Source organism: Telluria sp. GW821-FHT07G12 (genome assembly GCF_059418525.1).
In genome coordinates, this window is sequence record NZ_JBWKQA010000001.1 from 1,312,280 (window position 1) to 1,324,669 (window position 12,390).

General features: G+C 64.8%; 8 protein-coding genes. 1 reads left to right on the forward strand and 7 read right to left on the reverse strand.

Annotation, left to right across the window (positions count from 1 at the left end; genetic code table 11):
- A partial coding sequence (locus tag AC07PE_RS06130; RefSeq protein WP_498762509.1) for a hypothetical protein occupies positions 1 to 632 on the forward strand: 632 nt, incomplete at its 5' end.
- A 574-nt stretch (positions 633 to 1,206) separates the two neighbouring features.
- On the opposite strand, the gene AC07PE_RS06135 is transcribed toward AC07PE_RS06130, so the two are convergent.
- The 7 genes from AC07PE_RS06135 to AC07PE_RS06165 form a co-directional block, all read right to left on the reverse strand.
- Positions 1,207 to 2,568: a glycosyltransferase family 4 protein gene (locus AC07PE_RS06135; RefSeq protein ID WP_498762510.1), complete on the reverse strand. Its 1,362-nt coding sequence runs from the start codon at positions 2,566 to 2,568 to the stop codon at positions 1,207 to 1,209.
- Positions 2,565 to 3,821: a glycosyltransferase gene (locus AC07PE_RS06140; RefSeq protein ID WP_498762511.1), complete on the reverse strand. Its 1,257-nt coding sequence runs from the start codon at positions 3,819 to 3,821 to the stop codon at positions 2,565 to 2,567. Before AC07PE_RS06140 ends, AC07PE_RS06135 begins: the two co-directional genes overlap by 4 nt.
- An 81-nt stretch (positions 3,822 to 3,902) precedes the next feature.
- On the reverse strand, positions 3,903 to 4,616 hold the full coding sequence (locus tag AC07PE_RS06145) for a purine nucleoside phosphorylase YfiH/LACC1 family protein (protein WP_498762512.1): 714 nt from the start codon (positions 4,614 to 4,616) through the stop codon (positions 3,903 to 3,905).
- An 86-nt stretch (positions 4,617 to 4,702) separates the two neighbouring features.
- Positions 4,703 to 5,806 (reverse strand): ribonucleotide-diphosphate reductase subunit beta, encoded by a 1,104-nt coding sequence (locus tag AC07PE_RS06150; RefSeq protein ID WP_498762513.1) that lies wholly within the window; start codon positions 5,804 to 5,806, stop codon positions 4,703 to 4,705.
- A 122-nt stretch (positions 5,807 to 5,928) separates the two neighbouring features.
- Entirely contained in the window at positions 5,929 to 8,838 is a 2,910-nt protein-coding gene (locus AC07PE_RS06155; protein ID WP_498762514.1) for a ribonucleoside-diphosphate reductase subunit alpha, read from the reverse strand.
- A 423-nt stretch (positions 8,839 to 9,261) separates the two neighbouring features.
- Positions 9,262 to 10,752, reverse strand: coding sequence for a sigma-54-dependent transcriptional regulator (locus AC07PE_RS06160; protein WP_498762515.1), 1,491 nt, complete (start codon positions 10,750 to 10,752; stop codon positions 9,262 to 9,264).
- 5 nt (positions 10,753 to 10,757) lie between these two features.
- Entirely contained in the window at positions 10,758 to 12,389 is a 1,632-nt protein-coding gene (locus AC07PE_RS06165; protein ID WP_498762516.1) for a sensor histidine kinase, read from the reverse strand.
- Between the last annotated feature and the right edge of the window lies 1 nt (position 12,390).

Sequence of the window (12,390 nt, forward strand, 5' to 3'; positions counted from 1 at the left end):
TCTTTGCCGGAGCTTTTGCAGCCGACTTGGTTGCAGCAGCTTTCTTTGCCGGAGCTTTAGCAGCCGACTTGGTTGCAGCAGCTTTCTTTGCCGGAGCCTTAGCAGCCGATTTGGTTGCAGCGGCTTTCTTTGCCGGAGCTTTTGCAGCCGACTTGGTTGCAGCAGCTTTCTTTGCCGGAGCTTTAGCAGCCGACTTGGTTGCAGCGGCTTTCTTTGCCGGAGCTTTTGCAGCCGATTTGCTTGCAGCGGCTTTCTTGGCCGGCGCTTTAGCAGCCGACTTGGTTGCAGCAGCTTTTGCCGCCGGCTTTGCAGCCGACTTAGTTGCTGCGGCTTTCTTGGCCGGAGCAGCTGCTTTAGTTGCTGCGGCTTTCTTTGCCGGAGCAGCTGCTTTAGTTGCAGCGGCTTTCTTGGCCGGTGCTTTGGCAGCGGTCTTGGTTGCTGCAGCTTTTGCTGCCGGCTTTGCAGCCGGTTTAGCGGCCGGCTTTGCTGCCGGTTTCGCGGCGGCTTTCGCTGCCGGCTTGGCGGCTACTGCCTTTTTAGCGGCGGTGGTTTTTTCGGCTGCTTTTGCTGCCGGCTTTGCTGCGGGTTTCTTAGCGGCTGTTGCCATTTTATGTTCTCCTTCTCTGCGATGAGAAAAATACGCTACAAGGTTTGAACCCGTCCAACCCGTCTGCTTGGTCGGGCGAATTATTCATCGGCGCACACTCGCGTCTGCGTCAATGAATCCGGCACCAGCTGAACTGCTGCAACTCCTCAAGTCTGCAGCACTTCAGCTATCGTCGTCGCCGACGACCTAACGACAAAAGTTCGATGGTTCACTGCACTGTCCACTCCGCAACCCGCAAGAGCGCGAAAAGAAAAAGCCGCCATGCCCGAATTAATTCAGGCAATGCGGCTTGTTCTTTTCGCGAAGCTTACGTGCATACTGAATGAATCAGCGTCCCATTTTTTGATCGGTTTGTCACCCGTTTAACGTGGTAAAAAAATCTACGTTCACGTTTTGACAAATTCAATCACGTAAAGTACACGAAAACCTTGTCAGTGCGCAACCCGCACACAGTATTTTTCCATGTCTTTCCGCTTGGACGAACTCTTATCGACGGCTTTCTATCGATCGTCGCGATAACGTTTGATCCTATTCGTACTCCAGCTCCTCAAAAAACAAGCGCGCATCGATCGCGCATTCCATACAAAATCCAATTCCCATTACTCGCCTGCCGCGCCAATCCGCAGCAGATCCATCTTGCAAAGCCAGGCCAATCCGCGCAGCAAAGTCGGGCGATCGCAAGGACCTAGCGCATCGAGCAACTCGTCCACCTGCGTCGGCCGCGACTCGATCGAACCGAAGATCTGGCCGAATTCCTCGAGCGTCGGCAAGGACGATGCGGCGAAGCGGTTGATCCCCAGTTCGCGGTACTGGCGCAGCAGCGCGAGCGATGCATCCGGCGCCAGCTCGACCGTCGATTCCGGCGTCAGCTGCGCGCTCGGATAGCTTGCGAACATCGCGAACGGATCGAGCCGGTCCGGCGCCAGTTGCGGCAGCGCCGGCGTGAGCACGGCGTCCGCGCGGCGCCGCTCATCGAGCTCGCTCCACAGCGCGCGGTAGCGCCCGAACACCACCTGCCAGTCGAACTCCTCGCGCGCGCGCCTGCGTCCGTTCTCGCCCATCTGCCTGCGCAGCCCGGCGTCCTTGATCAGGCGCTCGAAGGCCTGCGCGAGCTGGGCGCCGTCCAGCGCCACTGCCTGGCTGGTATGACCGCAATACTGGTCGTAACTGTCGACGCCATCGTCGTAACGCTGCGCGAGGTCAAGGCCGGCGCCTGCGCCGGGCATCACGGTCGCGATGCGATAGCCGTCGACGCCCTCGCGCACCGTGTCGCGGTAGCCGTTCCAGTCGCTCACCACGCAGGGCAGCCCGGCCGCCATCGCTTCGAGCGGCGTCAGGCCGAAGCTCTCCTGCACATTGTCCGGCAGCGAAGTGAAGATGTCGGCGGCGGCCCAGGCGCCGGCCTGGCTGTCCGGCACACGGCCGTCGAGCACCGCCAGGCGCACCGATGGGCACAGCAGCGCCGCGGCCTCGCGGAAGGCCTTCTCGATCGCTTCGTTGGCGAACCAGCCGCACAGGATCAGGTGCACCTGGCGGCCGTCCTTGCCGGCGCGTTCGAGCGCACTGAACATCTGCTGCGGATGCGCCTTCGCGTGGAAGGACAGGCGGCCGAAGAAGAGGATGGCGACGTCGCCATCCGCGATGCCGAGCTGGCGCCGCGCCCCGCTGCGGGCGGTCTCGTCGAATTCGAAGTCGCTGCAATGCACGCCGAGCGGGATCAGCGGCAGCTGCGGCAGCTCGAAGCGTTCGGCGCCCAGGCGCGCGCGCAGGTACTCGGCCTGGCGCTCCAGCACCTGGCGCACGCTGTCGCGCACCACGCGCGAGGTGCAGATCACCGCATCCCAGCTGCGCACCGGCGCCACCGGCAGGTTGGCGATGCCGCTCATCACCGCGTGGGTGGCGATCGTGTGCGTGACGCCGCACAGGCTGTAGCGGCGCTCGCCCAGGAAGCGGTCCTTCATCTATCTTCCTCATGAACGGGCGGCTGCAGTGGCTGCAGCAGCTCGAGGTAGGCCGGCAGGCCGCACGACTCGAAATCGTAGTCACGCAGCACCGTCTCGCGTCCGCGCAATCCGACTGCGGCGGTCTCGTCGCGGCGCGCAATCAGTGCGAGTGCGCGCTCGGCCAGCGCCGCGGTGTCGAAGAAGCCGGTCAGGTAGCCATTCTCACCATCGCGGATCACTTCTCGCACCGGCCCCGTATCCGAACCGAGCACCGGCACACCGACTGCCATCGCTTCCAGCATAGACCACGACAGCACAAACGGATACGTGAGGTAAATGTGCAGGCTCGAGACCTGGAGCACAGTGCGGTAGCTCGCATATGGAAGCTTGCCGAGGAAATGCACGCGCGACCAGTCCACGGAATTGGCCAATTCGGCGCATAAAGCGGCGCGGTAGCTGTCGAATCCTTGCGGCGGCTTGCGGCCGTAGCTGACGCCGTCGCCGCCGACCACCACCACCTGCAGCTCCGGATTGCCGGCCAGGAGACGCGGCAGGCTGCGCATGAAGACGTGGAAGCCGCGGTAGGGTTCGAGGTTGCGCGCGACGTAGGTCAGGACCGGCTGGGCGCGCGTCAGCACGCGTCCATCCGGCAGCGTCAGGCGCGCCTGCGGGTCCGGCGTCAGGTAGCCGGTGTCGATGCCCTCGTGGATGCGGCGGATCTTGTGGCGCAGCTCGGGCGGATGCGCACCCAGCTGCCAGTCGGTGGGCGTGACGCCGTCGTCGGCCGCCAGCAGCGACTGCATCAGCACCGAGTTCTTGATGCGGATGCGCAGGCGGTCGTCGAAGCTGGATGGGTACTCTGGATCGAAGCCGACGTCCAGCCCGTCCGCGGCCCACCAGAACTCGCAGAACACCACCAGGCGCGCATGCGGGAACACGTCCTTGACGAACAGGCCCTCGCCCCAGCCTGGATGGCAGACCACCACGTCCGGCGCCCAGCCCTGCTTCTTCAGCTCGACCAGGATGCGGGTGACGGCCTGGCCGCGCCGGATGCAGCCTTCGAAATGCTTCAGGTAGTGGTGGGTCTTCTCGCCCGGTCCTTCGGGCTTCGCATACGCGATCGTGCGGACCTTGGGCCCGAGCTTCTCGCGCGCGACCGCGGCCTCTTCGCCGATCGCGACGAGTTCGACGTCTGGCCTCGTCTGCAGGTAGCGAATCAGCCGGCGGAACTGGCCCGGCAGGTTCTGATGGATGAAGAGGACGCGTAGCATGGCAGGCATGATAGCTTTACTAGCAAGCCTGTGGCGCATCCCACGCACAAACTTCCGCGCAAATCACTGCGCGAATCGTGGTCAGGTCTTCGCAATCGCGATCACCGACCACTGCACGTCGACGATCGGCGTGCGCGTTTCGCGGTCGCGGCGGTAGCTGTGATAGACGAAGCGGCCGTCATCGCCGCTGCGGCACATGGTGCATTCGGACTGGACCGAGATGCGCTTGACGCCGGCCTGCCCCAGCTGCCAGCGCACGATCGCGGGCAGGTCGAGCCGGCGCGGCGCCGGTGCGATGGTCTCGCGCGGCAGCCCGGTGCGCATGTGGAAGTCCTCGATCAGCTGCGCCGACACCTCGTAGCAGCAGGCGTGCGCCGCCGGCCCGATCGCCGCGATCCAGTCGCCGGGATCGCCGCCGCGTTCGCGCACCAGCGCGGCAAAACGGTCGACGATGCCGGCATGGGCGCCACGCCAGCCGACGTGCAGGGCCGCCACCTCGCGCCCATCCCGGCGCGCCAGCAGCACCGGCACGCAGTCGGCCGTGGCAATCGCCAGCAGCAGGCCGGGGCGGTCGGTGAGCATGCCGTCGGCTTCGCCGCAGTCCTGGTTTGGTTCGGTCGGGATCGCGATGTGGGTGCCGTGGCGCTCGTGCTGGACCGGGCGCTGGGGCCAGTAGGCGGGCAGGAGACGGGCCATGTCGTCGTGGCGGCGGCTGAAGCCGTGGACGATGGCGGGATGGTCGAGGAGCGGGCTGGTGAGCATCGGGAAGCTGCCTTGCATAGGTGCGGGCAGCATAGCATTTCAAGGTGAAGCGGCGATGACGGAAATAAAAAAGCCCGCCGGGCAGCGGGCTTGATGGACGGCACGAGCCTGCCCCGGGATCAGTCCCAGCTCAGCGCACCACCGGTCTGGTACTCGGTCACGCGGGTCTCGAAGAAGTTGCGTTCCTTCTTCAGGTCGATCATCTCGCTCATCCACGGGAACGGGTTTTCCTCGTTCGGGAACAGCGCGTCCAGGCCGATCTGGACGGCGCGGCGGTTGGCGATGAAGCGCAGGTAGCCCTTAAACATCGGGGCGTTCAGGCCCAGCACGCCGCGCGGCATGGTGTCTTCGGCGTAGCGGTACTCGAGTTCGACGGCCTTCAGGAACAGCTGCTTGATCTCTTCCTTGAACTCGGCGGTCCACAGCTGCGGGTTTTCCATCTTGATCGTGTTGATCAGATCGATGCCGAAGTTGCAGTGCATGGACTCGTCGCGCAGGATGTACTGGTACTGCTCGGCGGCGCCGGTCATCTTGTTCTGGCGGCCCAGCGCCAGGATCTGGGTGAAGCCGACGTAGAAGAACAGGCCTTCCATCAGGCAGGCGAACACGATGATCGACTTCAGCAGCTTCTGGTCGTTTTCGAGGGTGCCGGTCTTGAATTCCGGATCGTTGATGACCTCGATGAACGGGATCAGGAACTGGTCCTTGTCGCGGATCGACGGGATTTCGTTGTAGGCGTTGAAGATTTCCTTCTCGTCCAGGCCCAGCGATTCGACGATGTACTGGTAGGCGTGGGTGTGGATCGCCTCTTCGAAGGCCTGGCGCAGCAGGTACTGGCGGCATTCCGGCGCCGTGATGTGGCGGTAAGTGCCCAGCACGATGTTGTTGGCGGCCAGCGAGTCGGCGGTCACGAAGAAGCCCAGGTTGCGCTTGACGATGCGGCGCTCGTCTTCGGTCAGGCCGTTCGGGTTCTTCCACAGCTCGATGTCGCGCTGCATGTTCACTTCCTGCGGCATCCAGTGGTTGGCGCAGCCGGCCAGGTACTTGTCCCAGGCCCACTTGTACTTGAACGGCACCAGCTGGTTGACGTCGGTTTTGGCGTTGATGATGCGCTTGTCGTCGGCGTTCACGCGCTTGGCGACGTCGGCGGCGGTGGCGCCTTCCGGAGCGGCGCCGGCGGCCGGTGCGCTGGTAATCGGTTCATCGTCCCATGACAGAGCCATGATCTTTTCCTTGTATTGTTAGCTTAGAAACCGTCATTCCCGCGCAGGCGGGAATCCAAGTTTTTGTGGTTTGCCACTAACTTGGGTCCCCGCCTTCGCGGGGACGACGTACTTTTATATAGTTACTGGCAGGCTTCGCACTCGTCGAAACCGGCGTCGCCCGGACGCAGGTAGCAGGCGGCGCCTTCCACCACATCCGCTGCCGCTGCCGGCGCTGCCGCCGGGGCCGGAGCCGCCGCTGCTGCAGCCGACAGGCCACCGTCGACCGGCACGGCGTTCAGGGCGCCGGTGCGGGTGGTCGACTTCTCCATGTGGGTAGCCGCCACGGTGCGCAGGTAGTAGGTGGTCTTCAGGCCGCGCAGCCAGGCCAGTTTATAGGTCTCGTCCAGCTTCTTGCCCGAGGCGCCGGCCATGTAGATGTTCAGCGACTGCGCCTGGTCGATCCACTTCTGGCGGCGCGATGCGGCTTCCACCAGCCACTTCGGCTCGACTTCGAAGGCCGTTGCGTAGATGTCGCGCAGGTCCTGCGGTGCGCGGTCGATGCGCGACAGCGAGCCGTCGAAGTATTTCAGGTCGTTGATCATGACCTCGTCCCACAGGCCGCGCGCCTTCAGGTCACGCACCAGGTAACCGTTGATCTCGGTAAACTCGCCCGACAGGTTCGACTTCACGTACAGGTTCTGGAAGGTCGGCTCGATGCAGGCCGACACGCCGATGATGTTCGAGATGGTCGCGGTCGGGGCGATCGCCACGCAGTTCGAGTTACGCATGCCGAACTGCTTGATGCGGTTGCGGACGATGCTCCAGTCCATGGTCTCGGACGTATCCTGCTCCAGGTAGCCGCCGCGTTCTTCCGCCAGCAGCTTGATCGAGTCCTGCGGCAGGATGCCGCGATCCCACAGCGAACCTTCGTAGGACTGGTAGCGGCCGCGCTCTTCGGCCAGTTCGGTCGAGGCCAGGTAGGCGTAGTAGCAGACGGCTTCCATCGAGCGGTCGGCGAATTCCACCGCCTTGTCCGAGGCAAACGGCACGCGCATCATGTGCAGGCAGTCCTGGAAGCCCATGATGCCCAGGCCGACCGGACGGTGGCGCAGGTTCGAGTTCTTGGCCTTGTCGACGGCGTAGTAGTTGATGTCGATGACGTTGTCCAGCATGCGCATGGCGGTGCGGATGGTCTTCTGCAGCTTGACCGCGTCCAGGCCGTCGCCCTTCATGTGGGCCGGCATGTTGACCGAACCCAGGTTGCAGACGGCGATCTCGTCGGCGTTGGTGTTCAGCGTGATCTCGGTGCACAGGTTGGACGAGTGCACCACGCCCACGTGCTGCTGCGGCGAGCGGATGTTGCACGGATCCTTGAAGGTGATCCACGGGTGGCCGGTCTCGAACAGCATCGACAGCATCTTGCGCCACAGGTCCAGCGCTTCGATTTTCTTGTACACGGTCATTTCGCCGCGCGCCGCCTTGGCTTCATAGCCCAGGTAGGCTTCCTCGAAGGCCTTGCCGACCTTGTCATGCAGGTCCGGCGCTTCGGACGGCGAGAACAGGCTCCACGAGCCCTTCTCCATCACGCGCTTCATGAACAGGTCCGGAATCCAGTTCGCGGTGTTCATGTCGTGGGTGCGGCGGCGGTCGTCGCCGGTGTTCTTGCGCAGGTCGAGGAATTCCTCGATGTCCAGGTGCCAGGTTTCCAGGTAGCCGCAGACCGCGCCCTTGCGCTTGCCGCCCTGGTTGACCGCCACGGCGGTGTCGTTCGCCACTTTCAGGAACGGCACCACACCCTGCGATTTGCCGTTGGTGCCCTTGATGCGCGAACCCATCGCACGCACCGGGGTCCAGTCGTTGCCCAGGCCGCCGGCGAATTTCGACAGCAGCGCGTTTTCCTTGATCCCGTCGTAGATATCTTCCAGGTCGTCGCCGATCGTGGTCAGGTAGCAGGACGACAGCTGCGAGCGGCGGGTGCCCGAGTTGAACAGGGTCGGGGTCGAGCTCATGAAGTCGAAGCTCGACAGCAGATTGTAGAACTCGATCGCGCGCGCTTCGCGGTTCTCTTCGCGCAGGGACAGGCCCATCGCGACGCGCATGTAGAAGGCCTGCGGCATCTCGATGCGGGTTTCGCGGATGTGCAGGAAGTAGCGGTCGTACAGGGTCTGCAGGCCGATGTAGCCGAACTGCAGGTCGCGGTCGGCGACGATGGCCTTGGCCAGCTTCTGCAGGTCGAACTTGCCCAGTTCCTCGTCCAGCAGCTCGGCGTCGATGCCCTTGGCGATGTACTGCGGGAAGTAGGTGATGTACTCGGCGGCGGCGCCGGCTTGCGGCACTTCCTTGCCGAAGACTTCCTTGCGGATGGTGTGCAGCAGGATGCGCGCGGTGACCTGGCTGTAGGCCGGATCCTTTTCCATCAGGGCGCGGGCGGCCAGGATGGCCGACTTGTGCAGCTCTTCGACCGGCACGCCGTCGTACAGGTTCTTGACGGTTTCGGCCAGGATGGCGTCGGCATCGACGTGCTTTTCCAGGCCCACGCAGGCGGCGCCGATCAGGGACACCACTTCGTTCATGTCCAGCGGACGGCGCACGCCGCCGTCGACGACGGTGAACTGCGGGGTGTCGGCGGAGGTGACGCCGGCGGCTTCCTTGGCGGCGCGGCGCTCGTCCATGCGCTTGGCGCGGTACAGCACGTATTCACGCGCGACGTCATGCTCGCCCGAGCGCATCAGGGACAGCTCCACCTGGTCCTGCACATCCTCGATGTGGAAGGTGCCGCCGTTCGGCTGGCGGCGCACCAGGGCCGCGACCACGTTGTTCGTCAGCTGCTCGACCAGCTCGCGGATGCGCGCCGACTCGCGGCCCTGCTCGCCGTTCACGGCGAGGAAAGCCTTGGTCATCGCAACCGCGATCTTGCTCGGGGCGAAGGGCACCACGGCGCCGTTGCGGCGGATGATGCGGTAGTCGTTATTGGCGACCAGCTCGGCGGCGCTCGCGCCGGCAGCCGTTCCTGGTTGCGGATTGATGGAGATGTCCGAAGATGTTTGCATTGAGCCTCCCAGGATGGCTGCACGCCACCGACTGATAAACGATGAATGCCAACTGTGCAAAGTTGGCAGCCTAATAACTTTTTGAGAATAATAAAGAGGAGAAGCCTGTTCTTAAAAAGCCTGCAACTGGCCCTCCTCTTGCTTGGCTGACTCTGCCACCGACCACTAGATCTAGTGTTTGAGCGCCTTATGAACCTAAGTATAGTCGATATTCAGGAATATCAAAGACTCTGCTGAGCGGATTTTTTTCTAGCGCCGAGCTTGACATTTGCCAAGGCGAATCATTCTGGGCCTCGGAATGAAAGTGAGCACTAACATAAGGTTTTGAGGGCGCCACGCTGCTGTCGCTTGGGGCGCTGGATGCCCACAATTAGGGCATGCTGCGATGGCGAAAAGACAACAGCATATGAGCGAGGTCAAAGATCAGGGCTCGGGCGCGTGGATGTCCAGTTTCTGCATCTGATAGCGCAACTGCCGCACGCTGATGCCCAGCAGGCTGGCGGCCTGGGTGCGGTTGAACTGGGTCTGCTGCAGGGCGCGCTGGATGATGTCGCGCTCGATCTGGCAGAGGTAGTCCGGCAGGTTGCTGGGCAGTTCGCCGGTGCCGAGCGCGGGCAGGCTGTCGAGCGGCGCCGATGCCATCGCCGGCGCCGCGACGGGAGCGGACGGCGGTGCGGCCGGAGGGACGGCCACCGGCTGCTCCTCCGTTTGCGCAAGCGCCGGCGCCGCTGCCCCGCCCTGCTCGGCCAGGCGCGCGCCCTTCAAGGACAGGTCGCTGACCTCGATCACGCCGTCGTTGGCGAAAGCCAGCGCCCGTTCCAGCACGTTTTCCAGCTCGCGCACATTGCCGGGGAAGGCATAGCTGCGCAGCGCTTCCAGCACGCCGGCGCCCAGGCGCGCATTGCCCGGTCCCGCCAAGCGCACCAGGATGGCGTCGGCCAGCAGCGCCAGGTCGTCCAGGCGCTCGCGCAGCGGCGGCAGGGTCAATTCGATCACGTTCAGGCGGTAGAACAGGTCCTGGCGGAACTGGCCGCTCTCGACCAGCCGGGCCAGGTTCTTGTGGGTCGCACTGATGATGCGCACGTCGACCGCCTCCTCGGCTGTCGCGCCGATCTTGCGCACGCGCCGTTCCTGGATCGCGCGCAGCAGCTTGACCTGCATCGCCAGCGGCAGGTCGGCCACCTCGTCCAGCATCAGGGTGCCGCCGTTCGCGGCCTGGAAGAAGCCGTCGCGCTCGTCGGTGGCGCCGGTGAAGGCGCCTTTGCGGTAACCGAAGAACTCGGCCTCCATCAGCGCTTCGGGAATCGCGCCGCAGTTCACGGCCACGAAGGGTTTGCCGGCGCGCGCGCTCTGGGCGTGGATCTCGCGCGCCGCCAGCTCCTTGCCGCTGCCCGATTCGCCGTTGATGGCGATCGGCGCCTGCGAGCGCGCCAGCCGCCCGATCTGGGCGCGCAGCGCCTGCATCGCCTGCGAACGGCCGAGCAGGCGCGAATTGCCGCCGTCGTCTACCGGGTTCGCATCGCCGGCCGCCTGGGCCGCCGGCTTCTCGGACAGGCGCAGCGCCGAGCGCACCATGGTGCGCAAATCGTCCAGCACCACCGGCTTGGAGACGTAGTCGAAGGCGCCGGCCTTCAGTGCGATCACCGCGTTCTCGGCGCTGCCGTAGGCGGTGATCACGGCGATCGGCGTGCCGCGGCCCGCGCCGGCCACTTCGCGCACCAGTTCCAGGCCGGTGCCGTCGGGCAGGCGCATGTCGGTCAGCACCAGCGCGTACTCGTTCTGGCCGAGCAGCGCACGCGCTTCGCGCACGGTCGAGGCGCTGTCGACGTCCAGTCCCATCTTGACCAGGGTGATCTCGAGCAGCTCGCGCAGGTCGGCTTCGTCGTCAACTACAAGGATGCGAGGAGAACTCATACTATCTATATAGAGAAGGTGATCACGAACCGTCCCGGCGCATCGAAGCCGGCGGGACCGTCCACCCGGTATTCGTAGTCCAGCATGGCGCCGTTGTTCAGGCACAGCTCGCGCGCCAGGTAGAGCCCCAGGCCGGTGCCCTTGCTCGAGGTGGTATAGAAGGGCTCGAACAAATGGGCCCGTACCTCGGCCGTGATGCCGGGGCCGTCGTCCTGCACGTGCAGTTCGACGCGGCCGGTGGCATCCAGTACCGGGAACAGCCGGATGCTGGCCGGCTTGCCGCTCGCATAGCGGATCGCATTGCCGAGCAGGTTGACCAGCACTTCGCGCAGATGCAGGCCGTCGAAGCGCACGGTGCGATTGCCGGCATCGCCGATCCACACCATATTATCGGCCAGGCCATGGGTTTCCGTGAATTCGGCTTTCAGCTCTTCCAGGAAGGCCTTCAAATGCACCGGCTCGGCGCCCGGCTGCACCTTGCGCGACAGCTTCAGGATGTCCTCGACCATGCGGTTGACCCGCGCCACGTTGTCGCCGACGATGCGCAGCAGGCGCGTCTCGGCCGGTCCGTTCAGGTCTTCGGCCAGCAGCGAGGTGGCGTGGCCGATCGCCGACAGCGGGTTCCTCACCTCGTGCGCGATGCTGGCGGTCAGGCGGCCCATCGAGGCCAGCTTGAGCTGCTGCGCCTGGTTTTCGATGGCGCTCACGTCCTGCATGAAGATCACGCAGCGCTCGGCCGCGTCATCCGGGGTGTCGACCCGCGCAAAGCGCAGCTTCAGGTGCACCGGCTGGTCGAGGCGGCCGCGCACCGGTCCGTCCTGCTCCTGCCAGCGCTTGATGGTGACATGGCCGTCGGCCGTGCCGCCGGCCAGCCAGGCCTCGAAGCACTGGGCCACCGGCTCCAGGGCCGGGCTGTCGGCCAGGCGGAAGTCGTTGTCGGCCTCCAGACCCAGCATGCGCCGCGCCGCCGGGTTGCCGCTGAAGACGAAGCCGTCGCGCCCTACCACCAGGATGCCGTCGCCGACGTCGTCGACCACGATGCGGTATACCGCTTGCTGGACCCGCAGGTCGGCGCCGCGCCTGGACGCCAGCTCTTCCTGCCGGATCAGGCGCGCCGCCAGCCGGCTGACCACCACCACCACGGCAAACAAGGCCGCGCCCATGATCCCGGCCTGGAACAGCGGCGGTTCGTCACCGCTGATGAAGATCCGCCAGGTGCTCTCGGCCAGCATGAACAGGGTCGCGAGCGAGGCCGAAAACAGCGCCAGCACCAGCGGCGCCAGGATCGCCGCCCCGGCCAGCGGGAACAGGTAGAGCAGCCCCAGGCCGCTGCGGGCGCCGCCGGCGGCCAGGTAGAGCAGCGAGATGGCGACGATGTCGATCAGGATCTGGCTCGACAGCTGCCACAGGAAGCGGTGCCGCCAGCGCTGGGCAATGGCGGCGAACAGCAGCGCCGCCAGCACGTAGGCGATGCAGGTCTCGGCATAGGCCGTGCCGACCATATGGCCGCGGCGCGCGTCGTAGGTCAGGTAGACCAGCAGTACCAGCGTGATCACGATGCGCGTCACGGTGAAGGTCTGGAGCGAACGCCAGAAGGTCTCCCGCGATGCGGTGGACAGGGGCTGCCAGGGCGCCATG